We start from the raw sequence: 16,768 nt of genomic DNA, 5'->3' as shown, positions 1-16,768 counted from the left end.
ACAGGAATATCATACCCCTGATACGATGGTCATGGCTAAGAAAGCCTTAAGATCGCGCTATCCGCCCTTGATCCACAGGAAAACAGAAGCCCGTCAACCTGTGCAGATATAGCTTTTGAGCGATTGGGCTTCCATCTCCGCCTCGGCAATGCGGATTTTGACGATATCGCCAATGGAAACAAGGCCCAAAAGCCGATCATTGTGCACCACTGGCACATGGCGAAAGCGGCCCTTCGTCATCACCGCCATGAGCGACGCAATGGTTTCATCGGGGGATGCGGTCACCACATGGCGGGTCATGACCTCATGCACGAAACGATCTAAAAGCGCAGGGCCCTGGATGGCCAATTCCCGCACCACATCGCGTTCCGACAGCATCCCTGCAATGCTCCCTTCATCATCGAGCACCAGAACGGCACCGATTTTTTTCTCGGCAAGCATAGCCACTGCGTCGCGCAGGCTGGCGCTTTCCATAATAGTGGTAACAGCCGAGCCTTTTTCTTTCAAAATCGAAGCTACAGTCATAGAACTCTCCCCTTATTATCCTCTGTACTGGCGAATATGGCTTTGACTGGCTATGCTGTAAAAACTGCGAAATGAGGTTAAGAATACCATAACCATAGGGTGTATGACCATGGCTTTCAGACAACAGGCGCGAAACTGGCGTTTCTTATCCGCCGGGCTTTTATTGCTCTCGCTGCTCGCCCTTTTCCTGATGATCGCCCCCGGCCCCGGCGTGCGGATCGAGCTTTGGTCGTTCGGGATGGCAATCAGCATGATGCGCTGGGCTTTTTACATTGCCGCCTTCACCGGCGTGGTCAGCATTCTGGCTTTATTGATCGCCGCAGCGGGTGGCCATAATGCCATCAGCGGGCGGCTGGCCTTATCGATCCTTTTAAGCGGTGCCGTTGTCACCACGCTTTATCTTTTGCGCAGCGATGCCACCGCCGCCGTGCCGATCCATGATGTCACCACCGATCTTGCCGATCCGCCGCGCTTTCAAAGCCTGAGCCCGCGTGATGGCAGCCCGATGATCGTGCCGGATCGCGGGCGCAGCGATCTGACTGATCTGGCCCCCGAAACGCGCTGGCTGGTGTATCACCGGGAAGCTTATGGCGATCTTGGCCCCTTAATGCTCGATCTGCCCCTTGATGAGGTGCACAAGCTGGCACTGGCCGCTGCCAAGGATCTGGGGTGGGAGATCGCCGCCGCCGAAATCGAGGATAAAAGCATTTCCGATAGCGACCTGCCCGAAAGCGCTCTGATCGAGGCCACAGACACCACATTCTGGTATGGTTTCAAAGATGATATCGTGGTGCGCCTGCGCTATGAGGATGATCAAACCCGGGTGGATGTGCGCTCTGTTTCCCGCATTGGGATCAGCGATCTGGGGGCCAATGCCAAACGCATCCGCGCCTTCCTTGAAACCATGTCAGAAAAGGCCATATCCCGCTCATGAAAACAGTGTTCACAGTTGTCATCCTGGGTGCCCTGCTTTTGGCCACCGCCATCACATCCTATATCGTGATGCAGGAAATCACGGATATACCCCTTAGTCTCCATGGCATGATCGCCATGGGATTGGGGATTGTCTTTACCATTGGCATCGGTGTAGGGCTGATGTGGCTGGTTTTTTATTCGGCTCGTTCGGGCCATGATCAATCCGCCTATGGCGATGAACATGAATAATCGCATCTTTGCGGGTTTTTAAAGCCCTTCATCACATCCCGGCTTTAATAGCCCCAAAATCAGCGGACCCCGTTTATGACTATCGCATCCTTTCAGGATTTTTGGGATCTTGTCGTCGATGTTTGGCAGCATGGGGTTTTTGGCATCCATATAGCCGACAGCCTGATCGCTTTGGGGATTTTCCTCCTCTTCATCATGCTGCGCAATCTGCTCACCCGCTTTATTTTATCGGCCTTGAAACGGGCGGCCACGCGCACAAAAACAGATATCGATGATCAGGTGCTCGAGGTCATCCGGGCCCCTGTTCGCTTCATTCCCATTGTTATGGGGATCTTTTTTGCCACCAGCGTTTTAAGCGTTGGCGAGGATGTGGAAGCGTTCTTCAACCATATTAACCGCTCCCTCGTCACCTTTACTTTGTTTTGGACCTTGCATCGGATCGTTTCCCCCATCGGCGGCATCTTGATGCACAGCCGGGGGATTTTAACCCCGGCGATGGTGGATTGGATCATCAAATCGGCCAAGGTTGCCTTCATTTTGCTGGGCTCTGCGGCCATACTTGAAATCTGGGGCATTGCTGTTGCCCCGATCATCGCGGGGCTTGGGCTTTTTGGCGTGGCGGTGGCTTTGGGGGCGCAGGATCTGTTCAAAAATCTGATTTCGGGGCTTTTCGTGATTGGCGAACGCCGCTTTCATCCCGGCGATTGGATTTCTGTTGATGGCGTTGTGGAAGGTGATGTGGAGGAAATCGGCTTTCGCACCACCAAAATCCGCCGTTTCGACAAGGCCCCGGTTTATGTGCCCAATTCCAAATTATCGGATAATGCGGTCACCAATTTCCAGAGAATGACCTATCGCCGCATCAAATGGATCATCGGGCTGGAATATCGCACAACCGGCGACCAGCTTCGCCGCATCCGTGATGGGATCGAGGCTTATATTCTGGAAAGTGATGATTTTGCCAAACCCGAAATGGCCAGCACCTTTGTGCGCATCGATGCCTTTTCAGCCAGTTCCATCGATATTTTGCTCTATTGCTTTACCCGCACCACAAAATGGGGCGAATGGCTTGAGGTGAAAGAGCGGTTGGCCTTCAAAATCAAGGACATCGTTGAAGAAGCAGGAGCCGGATTTGCGTTCCCCAGTCGCTCGCTTTATGTGGAAACCATGCCCGATGCCGCTGAAACCTTCCCCCAATCTGCCAATAAGGCCGATGCGGCGGCCCAATCCTTGACAGCAACCAACGAAATCGTTCAAAAAAATTCTTAACAATACGACGCTGTGTTTTCAGTGTCCCCAACAGAGACCCTCCCCATGACCATAAAACGCGATCCGATCATTCGCACGGCTCCGCGCCTTGCTGATCTCAATCTGAATGGCCATATTTTCGGCGGCTGGCTGCTGTCGCAAATGGATGTGGCGGGTGGCATCACCGCCAGCAAACGGGCCAAGGGCGCGGTGGCTACCGTAGCCATCGAGGGTATGAAATTTCACCGCCCGGTGCATGTGGGGGATTTGATCAGCTGCTATGCCGATATCAAATCTGTGGGCCGCACATCCATGCATATCAGCGTTGAGGTTTGTGTAACCCGCCGAGGCATTGAGGAAGAATTTACCGTCACCGAAGGCACCTTCATCTTTGTGGCAGTGGATAGCGAAGGCCGCCCGCGCCCCGTGGATCAGCCGGATTGATCCATCCGCCCTTATCAAGATTTTCAGGATCGCGCCAAAAGGACCAATAAGCGTTCTGCGGCCTTGGTGAAATCCTCATCTGTTTGCACCATCGGCAGATTGGGAAAACCACGCGCAAAATAGCCCCCATCGGCCCTGTGGAATTGCGCCTGCCTGAAAGCCCCGGCATCGCAAGATGAGACCACCGTTTCTGATCCCGCCATCCATGCCTTCATCGCATCAGCATTGGGGGAAACCACCACGGCCTTCATGGAAGGATAGCGCGCCTGCGCCCGGGCCAGAATATCCATATCCGCTGGCACCACCACATCAAGACCGGCATCCATCCAGCTTTCGATCTCGCGTCCGATGCCATAGAGTGTCGAGCCATCGCCCCAATGCAGGGCAAAAAAGCCCTGGTTCACATAATCATGAAAAACATCGCGGGGCAGATAATGCGCATCTTCAGTCTGCGATCGCGCCTCCCTTTTGCTGGCGATATCAGAGGCCAGCGCAAGATAGCGCCGCGGGAAAATCACCCGGCCCCGGCCCAGATGATGCGCGCGGGCTTGATGCACCAGCCGGCGCATACCGCCACCCGGAGGCCCGATCAAAAACACCAGCCGCCCGGCTAAGTTGATCTGTTGATGATCCGGGGTCGTTTCACCCACAATCTTTCCAAGAAACACGGCGCTCTCGCTATCAGGTCAATTCATTAAATAATGCACCTCCTGCGTTTAAGCCGCGTGACATTGAAATGAGAGAATTGTGACAAAAGCAGGGATCAGGCCGGACTCGGGCGGGACTCAGGCCAGACTGGGGCGGGACTCAGGCCGGACTCAGGCCGGACTCAGGCGGCTTGGCACTGCTGGCACAAACCGTGCACCTCAACGGTTTGGCGGCGGATCAGGAAGCCATGCTGATCGGCCTCTGCACGCACCAGCCTTGCGATGTCCTGGCCTAAAAGCTCGGTCACCACCGCACAATTTTCGCAGATCAAAAACTGGCTGACATGAGATTCGCCGGGCGATGGGCAACCAACATAGGCATTGAGCGATTCAATCCGGTGGATCAGCCTGTTTTCCAGCAAAAATTCCAGCGCCCGATAAACCGTGGGAGGGCGCACCGCGCGATCAGGGGCAGACAGCATCTCGAGCAGATCATAAGCCTTGACCGCCGAATGGCCATTCCAGATGAGTTCCAGAACCCGCTGGCGCATCTCGGTCAAACGCGTGCCCCGGCGGGCGCAGATCAGCCGCGCGGCATCAAGCGCTTCAGACTGACATTGTTCATGATCATGGGACCGATGATTGGATATAATCGCTGGATCGGTTTGATTTTGCACCATGGCCTCCCTCTCATCTCACCAGCTTAGCGCGATCACGACATGCATTTCTACCTGATTTGGCGCTTTTCGGATTTAACGTTTCAAACAGGATATTAGGACTTGACGATAATGAGATAATATAACATTACAGACCTCAAGAAACAAATACCCATAAACACAGATTGAGGACCGATCACCATGGCGCGGGAAAAAGCTTATCGTCTCTTTATCATCAGCCTTGCCAGCGGCACGGCCCTTCATGGGATGGCCAATGCCCAGATGGCCACTGATCAAGGCCATCCCGGACATGATCGTGGCGGCATTGAAGAAATCGTCGTCTCGGCGCATCCCGGCGGACGATCCCGCTTTGAAATCCTGCAGGGCACATCGGTTTTAGCGGGTGAAGAATTAGCCCGCACCCTGCGCAGCACCATTGGCGATAGCCTTGATGGCCTGCCCGGTCTATCGCAAACATCCTTTGGCCAGGGGGCCAGCCGCCCGATCATTCGCGGTTTGGGAGGGGATCGCCTGCGCATCCTGATCAATGATCTGGGGACCTTTGATGCCTCGACCACCAGCCCCGATCATGCCCCGGCGGTGGATCTGGCAACGGCCCGCAAGGTTGAGGTGATCCGTGGCCCTGCCACCTTGATGTATGGGGCCAATGCGATTGCCGGGGTGGTGAATGTGATCGACGATCGCGTGCCCCGTGCCTTGCCCGAAAACGGCCGGGTGGATGGGCAATTTCGCACCAGCTATGGCACCAATGGCGATGAAGTGCTCAATAGCGGCGCGCTCAATGCCAATATCATTGGGGGCCTGATGGCCCATGTGGATGGCTTTTATCGTGATGCCGGTGATTTCAAGGCTCCGGGCTTTTTACGATCGGATCGCGAGCGGGCCGCCAATCCACTGGCCTCCGGGGAAAGCGAGCCTTTTGGCCGGGCCGAGAATTCCGATCTGGAAAATTGGGGGATCACGGGCGGCTTATCTTATGTTGGGCGGCATGGCTTTCTGGGCGCCTCTGTCACCCGGCTCGATAATAATTATGGCATCCCTGTAGAGCTTGAGGAAGAAGAGGAAGAAGGCGGTAGTACAGACAGTGAAGCGGGCGGCGAAGAAGGCGTGCGGATCGATATCGAACAGACGCGCTATGATCTGATCGGGGAATGGACCAGCGATTTTCTGGTCTTTGATCAGGCCCGCTTTCGCTTTGGCTATGCCGATTATGATCAGGCTGAGCTCGAAGGCGGCGAGATTGGTACCCTGTTTTTGAATGATGAGTGGGAAGGCCGGATCGATCTGGATCAGATCGCACATGAAGGCTGGACCGGCACCAGCGGCCTGCATCTGCGCAGCCGCGATTTTGAAGCCATTGGGGCTGAAGCCTTCGTTCCCCCCAATGAAACGTTTCAATGGGGATTATACAGCTTCCAAAGCTATGAAATCGGACCCTGGCATTTTGATGCGGGGGCCCGGCTTGATCGTCAGGATGTGCAATCCGATAATTTAGGGGTCGAGCGCAATTTTACCGGCATCAGCCTCTCTGCCGGGGCCTCTTATGCTCTGAGAGATGGTTATCTGATCGGGATCAACAGCTTTCGCACTGAACGCGCCCCCAATGCCGACGAGCTTTTCTCGAATGGCCCGCATCTGGCCACCTTCACCTTTGAATTGGGCGATGTGGATCTGGGCGAAGAAACGGTGAAAGGCCTTGAACTCAATCTGAAAAAGGCCGGCGGTCCTTTTGAATTCCTGATCAATGGCTTTTATTATGATTATAGTGATTTCATTTTCGAGCGCTTTACCGGCGAGGAAGAAGATGGCCTGCCCGTGGCCCAATTCACAGCCACCAATGCCCGCTTTTATGGCCTTGAGCTTGAAGCAGATTATGAGCTTTGGCGGGCGGGCGAACAGGCCTTCTCCATTAATGCGCAATTGGATTTTGTGAATGCCAAGGAAACGGCCAGTGATACCCCCCTGTCCCGCATTCCGCCTTTGTCATTCACCCTTGGCAGCGATTATGAAAGCCATTATTTTGATGTGCATATCGCCGCGGAATATGCCGCAAGCCAAAAAGATATTGGCGAATTTGAACTGCCAACGGATGATTATGTGAACCTTACGGCCAGTCTTGTCGTTCATCCCTTTGAAGAGCGGGATATTTCACTGATCATTGAGGGCCGCAATCTGGCTGATAGCGATATTCGCTTTCACACCAGCTTCCTCAAAGATCTGGTGCCTGCGCCGGGCCGCACCGTGCGGTTCATCCTTCGTGCCGGTTTTTAGGGAATTGAGGTTTACCCGCGCATGATCAAAGGGCCCCATCGGCGCCTTTTGGTAATCTGCCTGAACCGGAGGTCAAAAAACACCAAACCAAGGAGATGCCATGATTGATCTTTATACATGGGCCACCCCCAATGGGCACAAGGCCTCGATCATGCTTGAGGAATGTGCGCTGGATTATACTGTTTTTCCCACCGATATCGGCAAGGGATTGCAAAAACGCGCTGAATTCCTGGCCATCAACCCGAATGGAAAAATCCCTGCACTGGTCGATCATGATGGCCCATCGGGCGATATCACGATTTTCGAATCAGTTTCCATCCTGCTTTATCTGGCCGAGAAAACCGGGAAATTCCTGCCTGAGAAGAGCGAAGATCGCTATCGGGTGATGAATTGGTTGATCTGGCAAGCGGCCAATCTGGGCCCGATGATGGGGCAGGCTTTTCATTTCTATCATTATGCGCCCCATCGCGTGCCTTATGCTATCGAACGCTATCGCGATGAATCGAGCCGCCTGCTTTCGGTGATGGATAACCAGCTTTCCAAAAGCGCCTATCTGGCCGGAGACGACTATAGCATCGCCGATATCGCCAGCTTTTCATGGACCAAATTCGGCTTGAAATTCCTGCAGGAAGAAACGCAGGGCAAACTTCCCGATATGCTCCATATCCAAAGATGGCTGACTGAAATCTCAAAGCGTCCGGCCGTGCAAAAGGGTGTCTGCGTCCCCGATGTCTAGAGCGATTTCGAGCGGAGTAGAATCACGACGCGGTCAAACAAATATTTAGAGCATTTGATCCGATCCACTTTGATCGGAAAATGCTCTAAGCGGCGTGCCTGATCCCCTTAATCGCTTTCCACCGCCAACCCAAAGGCTTCAAGCCCATCAGCCAGATAGATAGCGAGCAAGGGGGTGGAAAGCAGATACTCAGCGGTTGTGTGGGTGGCCTCGCGTCGGGCTTCTGCCCTGATTTGGGGCAGTTCATCGACGCTGAAGGTGCCCCGCCCCACCCACATCAGGGTCACCAGATCGATGCGTTCATCCTCATTCAAATCATCGATGAATTCTGCCAGCGCATTGAAATCGGCTTCGGCGCCTCGGCGCTCCGTCACATCCACATCCCCGTCCCCTTCATGATCATGGGGCAGATCGCCATAGGCTTCCTGCACCCGTTCGATGATATGGGAAACGGTGTCTACCGTGATATTAAGCGGGCTGTCATCGTCGTCTATCTGCTCTTGCGGCGGCTTTCCGGGAATCATGGTTCTTCCTCCCTCCAACACTGCAAAGAAAAGCATGACCCCGGATCGGCCCCTTGGTCAATCCATCATCGGATCACAAATGATCAAAATGAAGGCTTAGCCACATCAAAAGCCCCACCCCAAATCCTATTCGCCGCCAAACAGATCAAGGGCTGCATGGGTCATCGCCTCCACCCCGGTTTTGATCGTGGGTTCGGGTAAGGGCGCAAAAAATGGCGAATGAAGGGATGGCAGGCTGATCTCTCCGCGCGCTGCCGCTTCCACTTTTTCAGGCTCCACCGCACCCAGCCAGAAAATCACACTGGGAATGCCTTCGCGGCCATAGCGGCCAAAATCCTCACCCCCCATCACCGGCTGGGTTTCCAACACATTCTCTGCCCCCAAAGGCCCGCTGAGGGCTGCAACCAATCGCGCAGTGAGATCGGGATCATTATAGGTGGAGGGGGTGAATTCATCCTTCACCACCACTTCGGGCAAGCGATCTGACGGCAGGCCAAAAGCCAGCGCGGTATTTTTGGTGATCCGCTCGATAGCTGCCAAAACGCGATTGCGGGTGGCATCGGAATAGCTGCGCACGGTCAGTTGCAGATCGACCCGATCACCGATGATATTGTGCTTGGTGCCGCCATGGATCGATCCCACCGTCACCACCACCGGATCTTGCGGGTCCACCTCGCGGCTGGCGATGGTTTGCAGGCCCATCACGATCTGGCTGGCCAGCACCACCGGATCTTTGGTGGCATGGGGATAGGCGCCATGCCCGCCAATGCCGTGCACAGCAATATCCACCGAATCCACATTGGCAAGGGCATAGCCCGAAACATAAGCCAGCTTGCCCGCCGCCAAAGATGAGCTGACATGCAGCGCGATGTTATAATCGGGACGAGGAAAGCGCTCGAACAAACCATCAGAAATCATCGCTTTGGCCCCGGCTCCGCGTTCTTCCGCCGGCTGGCCTATCATCACCAAAGTGCCCGACCATTGATCGCGCAAAGCCACCAGCCGCCGCGCCGTGCCAACAAAAACGGTCATATGCACATCATGACCGCAGGCATGCATCACATGCACATCCTGGCCATTCTGTTCCACCGCCGTTACCGTTGAGGCATAGGGCTTTCCGGTCATTTCCTTCACCGGCAGGGCATCCATATCGGCGCGGATCAAAAGCGTGGGGCCGGGGCCGTTTTTAAAAACCCCCACAAGCCCATGGCCGCCCACATCGGGGGTGACATCAAAACCCAATTCCCCAAGCTCGCTGGCCATACGGGCTGCGGTCTCGGCTTCTTGAAACGACAATTCAGGATGGGCATGAAGATGGGTATAAAGCTTTTCAAGATAAGCATAATCGCTTTCAATGCCGCTTTCGATGGCGGCATCATCTGCGGGCGATTGCGAGCCAGACACCTGCGCCCAACCGAGGCCGGGCGCAAAGAAGGCCGCCATCAGCGCGAAAGCCCCCAGATGATGACGGCCCCGCCGCCATGACCTCGGCCCCGAAATTTTTGGCAAACACATCATCTTGATCCCCTTTGTCATTTTTAGTGGCACTCTCACATTATAAGATGCAAGCATGATGCGAAATAAAGGAGAGAGCCATGACTTTTGTGAAAAAAATTCTGCCCTGGTTGCTGACCGTGTTCATTGCCTTTGTTTTTGTGCAATCCTTGGCTTTCAAATTTACCGGAGCACCCGAGCCGGTCTATATTTTCAAAACCATTGAGGGCTGGGCCCAAAGCAGCCTTGGCCTTTCCGGGCTTTTTGCCCCCGGCGGCATTTTCAGCCAACAGATCGTGGGGGTGGCGGAATTGATCGCCAGCCTGCTTTTGCTTGCGGGGGCGGCCCTGGGCGGCCTGAAGGGGCAAGGCCGGGCCGCAAAAACCCATGCCGTGGGCGCGCTCTTGGCCCTTGGGGTGATCAGCGGCGCGATCTTCTTCCATCTGTTCACCCCTCTTGGCATTGTGGTGGGCAGCGAAGCCGATCAAATCGCCAGCGATGGCGGCAGCCTGTTCATCATGGCGCTGCTGGTGTGGATTTCCAGCGCAGCTCTGCTCTTTTTCCATCGCGACATGATCAAAAGCCGGTAAACCAGTAAACTCGGCCAAAGTCCCCGGATTCCCTTCATGCATAGAGATCATCACAGCCACAGCCATGGCGCCCTCCACAGCCATAGCGGTGGGCATGATCATCTGAACGAGCGCCGCACATTCTTTGCGATGCTTTTGATCGGCGGCTTCATGCTGATCGAAGTGGCGGGGGGGATTTTATCCGGCTCCCTCGCCCTTTTGGCGGATGCCGGGCATATGCTGACCGATGCGGCGGCGCTGGCGCTCGCCTTTTCCGCCTTTCGCATCTCTCGCCGCCCCCATGATAGGGGCAAAAGCTTTGGCTATTACCGATTCGAGGTGATCGCCGCTTTCATCAATGGATTGGCGCTTTTAGTTTTGACGATCTGGATCGTGATCGAGGCGTTAAAGCGCATCGCCTCCCCGCCCGAGGTGATGGCCGGACCGATGCTGGCGGTGGCGATCGTCGGGCTTCTGGTCAATCTCGTCGCTTTTCGTCTGATCCACGGGGCGGATCGAAACAATCTCAATATCCGCGCGGCTTTATGGCATGTGATTGGCGATATTCTGGGCTCAATCGCCGCGATCATCGCCGCCATCGTCATTCTTTATACGGGCTGGACCCCCATCGACCCGCTGCTGTCCTTGCTGGTGGCGGGGCTTTTGATCCGCGCCGGTTGGTCGATCACCCGGCGAACCCTGCATATCCTGATGGAAGGTGCGCCCGATCATATCGATCCCGAAACTCTGGCGCGTGAACTTTCAAACGAAATCGTGCAAATTTGCGATGTGCACCATCTGCATGTCTGGCTTTTAACCGCCGAACGCCCGCTTTTGACCATGCATATCACCATCCGGCCCGAAGATCGCGCCGATGATGTGTTACTGCGCGTAAAAGATTTCCTTGCCAAACGCTATGGCATCACCCACAGCACCATTCAGATCGAATCTGATGGCTGCGCCGATCATCCGCCAAGATGATTCCACTGGGATTTATTTGCGCTCCCAATCGATATGATAAAGATCAAAGCGCCGGTCCTTCAGATTGGTCACCGTGCCGGAATTGCGCGCCCGCACCAGATCATCAAGATGCAGATCGGCAAAAGCCACGGTTTCGGCATTGGGGGTGGTATCGGCGGCGATTCCATCCCGGGCAAAGGGAAAATCGCAAGGGGTGAGGATGCAGCTTTGGGCATATTGAATGTCCATATTCTCGACATTCGGCAGATTGCCGACATTCCCCGCCATCACCACATAGCTTTGATTTTCCACCGCCCGCGCCTGGGCACAATAGCGCACCCGCAAATAGCTTTGCCGTTCATCGGTGCAAAAAGGCACGAACAGGATCAGGGCGCCCTGATCCACCAATCGGCGGGCGAGTTCGGGAAATTCGCTGTCATAGCAGATCAAAACCCCGATCATGCCGCAATCGGTGGGGATCGCCGCCACCTCTGTTCCCCCCTTGATATTCCACCAGAAACGCTCATTGGGGGTGGGGTGGATTTTATCCTGGGCATGAACCGCCCCATCGCGCAGGAATACATAGGTGATGTTTTTCACATCCCCCCCCTCCATGCGCACCGGGGTTGAGCCGCCAATGATATTGATATTATAGCGCATCGCCAGATCGCGCATGGTTTCGCGAAATTGTTCGGCATAGCGGGTCAGCGCCTCAATCCCTTCCTGAGGGGTCAGCTTTTTCGGCTCGGCAGAGAGTAATTGCAGGGTAAAGAGTTCAGGGAACACCACGAAATCAGAGCGATAATCGCTTGCGACCTCGGTGAAATAGGCCACATTCTTGATGAATTCCTCAAAGGAATCCACCGCCCGCATTTCCATCTGAACGGTGGCCACCCGCACCGGACGCCCGCTGACCCGGCTGCGATGAATGCCTTTGGTTTCTTCGGTATTGGCAATATCGGGATTATGCCACTGCATCAAAACAGCGCAGCCAAAGCTTTCTTTGTCGCTGGGCAGATAATCGTGCAAAATCTGCACCGGCTCGAAATTATTGCGCAATTGAAAGCCGATCACGCTATCGCGCACCCGGCGATCCTGGGCCGCTTCCAGATAGGCTTCAGGCGTTGGAAAGCGCCGCCGCCGCCGCCCATAGCCGGGCATCCGGCCCGCAAAAACAATGCCCTTCAAGCCCTGCTCGCGGGCCAGTTTTTTCCGCGCATCATAAAGTCTTTGGCCGATTTTCAAGCCGCGCACATCGGGATCGACCGCAACCTCCATGCCATAGAGCACGGATCCATCGGGATCATGGCGCGAGGCAAAGCCATTGCCGGTAATCTCGGCCCAGCTATGGGGCTTTAAGGCAATGGATTGAGAAATTCGAAAGGTGAGGCACACCCCGATGATGGCCTCATCCAAAATGGCGACAAACTGGCCTTCGGGATAGCGGCTGAGGGGCCCGCGAAGATTTTCCGGAGCCATGGTGGGCATGGTGGGATAGGCTTTTTTCAAAAGCGCCACCACATCATCAATATCGGAAAACTGGAATTGCCTGATATATAAACTGCGCTTTTTGGTTTGATCGGCCATCCGGTCTTCTTCCTTTTCCTGCAAAAGCGCATGAGCCTGTTGCAACACGCATTGCCCTCTCATCTCGCCTTTTGCTAGTCTTCTACAGATATGCTGCGAAATAGCAAATTGGTTAAAGCTGCCCAAAAAATAAAAGGGATCGTTTCATGCGGGTCGTGCATTTACTGTCAATTTTTCTGATCACATCCTTCATGGCCCACATGGCCGATGCCCATCCGGTGGCACAAACCAAAGCGGGCCATCATGATGCCTTCCGGCAATTGGAAGAACAATGGCCGGGCCCCAACAGCATCAGGGCGGCATCCGGCGCGCCGGGGCATGAATATTGGCAGCAATATGTGCATTATAAAATCGATGTGCGCCTTGATGATGCAAATAAGCGGATCGAAGGACGGAATGAGATGCGCTATGAAAACCGCTCGCCTGATCGTCTTTCCTATTTGTGGCTACAGCTTGATCAAAACCGCTTCAAGCCTCATTCCACATCGCAGGAAAGCCTGAGCGATCCCTTGGCCGGTCGCCTGTCCTATGCCCGTTTGCGCGAAATGCGGTTGATCGAAAGCGGCGATTTTGGCTATCAGATCAAAGCCGTTACCGATCAGAATGGCAAAGCCCTGCCCACAATGATCACCGATAGCATGATGCGCGTGGATCTGCCCCAGCCTTTGGCACCGGGGGCCAGCACCAGCCTGATTATCGATTATCAGTATAATATCTTATCGGCGAAAGAGCTGTCGAACCGGACAGCCTATGAAATTTTGCAAGATGGCAGCCCGAATTATTTCATCTCGATGTGGTATCCGCGTTTGGCCGCTTATACCGATTATGGCGGCTGGATCACCAAGGCCTTTCTGTATGGCGAACCCGCCATTGATTTTGCCGATTTTGATGTCTCGATCACCGTGCCCGAAACCTTCACCCTCGCTGCCACCGGGGTTTTGCAAAATCCCGATAAGGTTTTGAGCCGCACCCAACGCCAGCGGTTGGAACAGGCGGAAACCGCCCAAAAGCCACTGTTCATCATCACCCCTGATGAAGCGGCGGAAAATGCCGTGCGCCAAGCCGATAGCGAGGTAATCTGGCATTATAAGGCTGAAAATGTGCGCGATTTTGCCTTTGCCGCCGCCCCCGGCTTTATTTGGGATGCGCAGGGTTATGAAACTGCTGATGGCCGCATGGTGATGGCCCAATCCCTTTATCCGGCGGAAGGCGAACCTTTATGGAGCCGCTATTCCACCCCGGCGATCATCCAAACCTTTGAAACCTATGGCCGGATGGCGATGGATTATCCCTGGCCCCATGCCACATCGATCAATGCGCCCATCCGCTCGGGTATGGAATATCCCATGCTGGCAGCCAATGCCCCGCGCCCGGAAAAAGATGGCACCTATTCCCGACGCACCAAATATGGGTTGATCGGGGTGGTGATCCATGAGGTGGGCCATAATTGGTTCCCGATGATCGTCAATTCCGATGAACGCCACTGGCTGTGGATGGATGAAGGGCTCAATTCCTTCCTCGATGAACTGGCGCTTGCCGAATTTGATCCCGATGCCCCCCTGCGGAGCGAACCGCGTGACCTGGCTGAAAGAATGACCCGACCCAATCAGGTGCCGATCATGACCCAGTCGGACGCCTATATCAATCGCGGTATCACCGGCTATGCCAAGGTTTCTGCCGCTCTCACTATCCTGCGCGAAACGGTGATGGGGCGCGAGGCTTTTGATTTCGCTTTCCGGGAATATGTCCGGCGCTGGGCCTTTAAACGGCCCCAGCCCGCCGATTTTTTCCGCACCATGGAAGATGCCAGCGGCATCGATCTCGATTGGTTCTTGCGGGGCTGGTTTTATTCCACCGATCATGTGGATATCAGCCTTGATCAGATCACATTGGCGACCATCGATACCAAAAATCCCGATGTGGAGGCCGAATGGAAACGCGCCCAAAAAGCTGAGGCCCCCCGTTCCATCACCCTGCAGCGCGACGAAGGGATGGAACGCCGCACCGACCGCGAACCCCATCTGCGCGATTTTTATAATGCGCATGATGAATTCACGGTCGCCCCATCTGATCGCAAGGCCTCAGAAAAGCTGATCGCAAAGCTGGAGCCATGGGAACAAGAGCTTCTGGCGCTTGGCTCCAATCTTTATTTCCTTGATTTCAGCAATAAAGGCGGGCTGGTCATGCCCATTCTTTTGGAAATCACCTATGAAGATGGCAGCACAGAAAAGCGCCCGATCCCGGCAGAAATCTGGCGCAGCAATCAATCCCATGTCACCAAGCTGATCATCACCGATCAAACCATCCAATCGATCAGCATTGATCCCAATCTGGAAACCGCCGATGCCGATATGACCAATAATCATTGGCCAAGAAAGCCGGTGGAAACGCGGCTGGAGCTGTTCAAACGCGCGCCGCAAAAAAACCTGATGCAAAAGCTTGAGGGCGGCGCGGATGATGAAGCCAAAAGCAATGGGGGATGAGGCAGGCCATGAGCGGAGTTCTTTTCGGCAAGCCTTTGCGATTCCCGCTGCGGGTTCTCTTGGCAGTTTGGCGTAAATCGCCTAAAAGGATCAAACGAAGGCAAGCGGCAGCACGCTTTCCTTAAAACAACTTTGAAGTGCAAATTGCGTGATCAAAAGAGCGATCTAGCTCCCCATGCCCAAAAGGCTGGAGATGGACAAATGCGAGGAAAGACCGATGCTTCGATTTAATCACTCCTGGCTCTTGATGATCGGCATCTGTGCCGGGCTTTCCGGGTCGATTTTGGCCTTGCCTGCCAAGGCGCAGGGCATGGGTCCGCAACAAGGACCGGATAAATCCTATCTCATTATACTGGCGCAAAAGCTGGGGCGCACCGCTGGCAATGCCGAATTTTGCGGCTATGATGGCGATGACATCGAAGAATTCATTGCCAAATCTATGGCTCGGTTGGCGAAAGAAAGCGAAGACCGGGTCTTGCTGGCGGGGGGACGGGTAGAGTTCAATGCCCATGCCGCTTTCGGTCGTGCCGAAGGCCCTGAGAAGGGCTGCCAAAGCTTCGGCCTTGCCTATGCCGAAGCCAAAAGCACCCTGCTTTATTGAAGGAACCTATCGATTGAAGGAAAGGGGGACTTTCCTGAGAAATCCGCACGCTTTTATCCTTCATCTTTAGCGGGCGGCTGACACATCCGCCGGATCGGGCATGATGAAAATCGGCCCTTCGATCTCCTCCGATTTCTGGGGCCAGGCTTTTTCCAGCGCCTGTTCCACAAAAAGCGCCAGAACCGGTGCCAAACGATAGTCCGCTTCATATCTGGAAAAGATAAAGCCCTGTTGCGCAGGGCCTGTGCGCATCAGCCTATCCGCTTCCAATGTTACGGTCATTTTATCCTCGATAATTTTCTCGCCCGCGCGCGTGCGCATTTCGATCTTGCCCACCACAAAGCTGCTGGACGCCCGCAAATAAGGCTCGCTATGATCATCAAGCTTGATCCGATCAATCTTCAAACGGATGCTGCCATTAAAACCGGGCTGGGCCTTGGCAATATTATGCTCCACCATAGCGATGAGCAGATTTTCCACCGAAAAGGCATGCAAATCAGGGATCAGCGCCGCCCCGGCCCAAGGCAATCGGGGGGCGGTGGGCTTTTCGCTCCCCTGAACATCGGCACCCCCATCGTTTAAGGATAAGCTGCGGCGAAAGCGTTCTTCCTGAATACGCTCAATGCGGTTGATGGCGCGCATATGGCGCTTGAGCTTTCCGGAAAATTCAATCGTCAATTCATAAGGATGCAATGCTGCCCCTGTCTCAACAGTCGTCTTTGTGGCCTTATTTTCAGCCAAAGCCGTGGTGGGCGGCAAAACAAGCCCGAAAGCCAACGCCAACCCAACCCCTATCCTGATCGCTGCCGCCAAAAACCCGGCCTTGCGCATCCTCATC

Annotated in this window: 17 protein-coding genes; 10 read left to right on the top strand and 7 right to left on the bottom strand. The window is 54.7% G+C overall.

Annotation, left to right across the window (positions count from 1 at the left end):
* Nucleotides 1-93 precede the first annotated feature (93 nt).
* Nucleotides 94-525 carry a CBS domain-containing protein gene (locus AQ1_RS01350; protein WP_042083242.1) on the bottom strand — a complete coding sequence of 144 codons (432 nt, stop codon included), beginning with the start codon at nt 523-525 and terminating at the stop codon, nt 94-96.
* Nucleotides 526-634: 109 nt separating this feature from the next.
* Between AQ1_RS01350 and AQ1_RS14315 the strand changes: the two genes are divergently transcribed.
* The 4 genes from AQ1_RS14315 (at nt 635) to AQ1_RS01330 (ending at nt 3,381) form a co-directional block, all read left to right on the top strand.
* Complete coding sequence (locus AQ1_RS14315; protein ID WP_161760365.1) at nt 635-1,459, top strand: DUF1499 domain-containing protein; 825 nt, start codon at nt 635-637, stop codon at nt 1,457-1,459.
* Entirely contained in the window at nt 1,456-1,689 is a 234-nt protein-coding gene (locus AQ1_RS01340) for a hypothetical protein (RefSeq protein WP_042083239.1), read from the top strand. Before AQ1_RS14315 ends, AQ1_RS01340 begins: the two co-directional genes overlap by 4 nt.
* A gap of 75 nt (nt 1,690-1,764) precedes the next feature.
* Nucleotides 1,765-2,958: a mechanosensitive ion channel family protein gene (locus AQ1_RS01335; protein ID WP_042083235.1), complete on the top strand. Its 1,194-nt coding sequence runs from the start codon at nt 1,765-1,767 to the stop codon at nt 2,956-2,958.
* A 45-nt stretch (nt 2,959-3,003) separates the two neighbouring features.
* Nucleotides 3,004-3,381: an acyl-CoA thioesterase gene (locus AQ1_RS01330; protein WP_042083234.1), complete on the top strand. Its 378-nt coding sequence runs from the start codon at nt 3,004-3,006 to the stop codon at nt 3,379-3,381.
* A gap of 23 nt (nt 3,382-3,404) precedes the next feature.
* Here the strand turns inward: AQ1_RS01330 and AQ1_RS01325 are convergent, their stop codons facing one another.
* Together AQ1_RS01325 and AQ1_RS01320 are read right to left on the bottom strand one after the other, a co-directional pair.
* Nucleotides 3,405-4,031, bottom strand: coding sequence for a nucleoside/nucleotide kinase family protein (locus tag AQ1_RS01325; RefSeq protein WP_150006833.1), 627 nt, complete (start codon nt 4,029-4,031; stop codon nt 3,405-3,407).
* A gap of 179 nt (nt 4,032-4,210) precedes the next feature.
* Nucleotides 4,211-4,708: a transcriptional repressor gene (locus AQ1_RS01320; protein ID WP_042083229.1), complete on the bottom strand. Its 498-nt coding sequence runs from the start codon at nt 4,706-4,708 to the stop codon at nt 4,211-4,213.
* Nucleotides 4,709-4,885: 177 nt separating this feature from the next.
* Here AQ1_RS01320 and AQ1_RS01315 point away from each other — a divergent pair, with 177 nt between their 5' ends.
* Both AQ1_RS01315 and AQ1_RS01310 read left to right on the top strand, forming a co-directional pair.
* The gene (locus AQ1_RS01315; RefSeq protein WP_052370705.1) at nt 4,886-6,976 is read left to right on the top strand and encodes a TonB-dependent receptor; all 2,091 of its coding nucleotides are present in this window, start codon (nt 4,886-4,888) and stop codon (nt 6,974-6,976) included.
* A gap of 100 nt (nt 6,977-7,076) precedes the next feature.
* Complete coding sequence (locus AQ1_RS01310; protein WP_042083227.1) at nt 7,077-7,712, top strand: glutathione binding-like protein; 636 nt, start codon at nt 7,077-7,079, stop codon at nt 7,710-7,712.
* A 107-nt stretch (nt 7,713-7,819) separates the two neighbouring features.
* Here the strand turns inward: AQ1_RS01310 and AQ1_RS01305 are convergent, their stop codons facing one another.
* Together AQ1_RS01305 and AQ1_RS01300 are read right to left on the bottom strand one after the other, a co-directional pair.
* On the bottom strand, nt 7,820-8,236 hold the full coding sequence (locus AQ1_RS01305; protein ID WP_042083329.1) for a DUF3775 domain-containing protein: 417 nt from the start codon (nt 8,234-8,236) through the stop codon (nt 7,820-7,822).
* 126 nt (nt 8,237-8,362) lie between these two features.
* Nucleotides 8,363-9,751 carry an amidohydrolase gene (locus tag AQ1_RS01300; RefSeq protein ID WP_390624377.1) on the bottom strand — a complete coding sequence of 463 codons (1,389 nt, stop codon included), beginning with the start codon at nt 9,749-9,751 and terminating at the stop codon, nt 8,363-8,365.
* 80 nt (nt 9,752-9,831) lie between these two features.
* Here AQ1_RS01300 and AQ1_RS01295 point away from each other — a divergent pair, with 80 nt between their 5' ends.
* Nucleotides 9,832-10,320 carry a hypothetical protein gene (locus tag AQ1_RS01295; protein ID WP_042083224.1) on the top strand — a complete coding sequence of 163 codons (489 nt, stop codon included), beginning with the start codon at nt 9,832-9,834 and terminating at the stop codon, nt 10,318-10,320.
* Between the two features lie 36 nt (nt 10,321-10,356).
* Entirely contained in the window at nt 10,357-11,280 is a 924-nt protein-coding gene (locus tag AQ1_RS01290; protein WP_081836978.1) for a cation diffusion facilitator family transporter, read from the top strand.
* Between the two features lie 12 nt (nt 11,281-11,292).
* On the opposite strand, the gene AQ1_RS01285 is transcribed toward AQ1_RS01290, so the two are convergent.
* Nucleotides 11,293-12,846: a GNAT family N-acetyltransferase gene (locus tag AQ1_RS01285; protein ID WP_042083323.1), complete on the bottom strand. Its 1,554-nt coding sequence runs from the start codon at nt 12,844-12,846 to the stop codon at nt 11,293-11,295.
* Nucleotides 12,847-12,992: 146 nt separating this feature from the next.
* On the opposite strand from AQ1_RS01285, the gene AQ1_RS01280 reads away from it, so the two are divergent.
* Together AQ1_RS01280 and AQ1_RS01275 are read left to right on the top strand one after the other, a co-directional pair.
* The gene (locus tag AQ1_RS01280) at nt 12,993-15,329 is read left to right on the top strand and encodes a M1 family metallopeptidase (protein WP_042083222.1); all 2,337 of its coding nucleotides are present in this window, start codon (nt 12,993-12,995) and stop codon (nt 15,327-15,329) included.
* Nucleotides 15,330-15,546: 217 nt separating this feature from the next.
* Entirely contained in the window at nt 15,547-15,930 is a 384-nt protein-coding gene (locus AQ1_RS01275) for a hypothetical protein (RefSeq protein ID WP_150006829.1), read from the top strand.
* Between the two features lie 66 nt (nt 15,931-15,996).
* Here AQ1_RS01275 and AQ1_RS01270 read toward each other — a convergent pair whose 3' ends face one another.
* Nucleotides 15,997-16,767 carry a hypothetical protein gene (locus AQ1_RS01270; protein WP_152550369.1) on the bottom strand — a complete coding sequence of 257 codons (771 nt, stop codon included), beginning with the start codon at nt 16,765-16,767 and terminating at the stop codon, nt 15,997-15,999.
* Between the last annotated feature and the right edge of the window lies 1 nt (nt 16,768).

It is taken from the genome of Iodidimonas nitroreducens (assembly GCA_000710935.1).
In the GTDB taxonomy this organism is placed as follows: Bacteria; Pseudomonadota; Alphaproteobacteria; order Sphingomonadales; family Rhodothalassiaceae; genus Iodidimonas; species Iodidimonas nitroreducens.
This window is presented reverse-complemented; position numbering and strand designations above follow the sequence as displayed.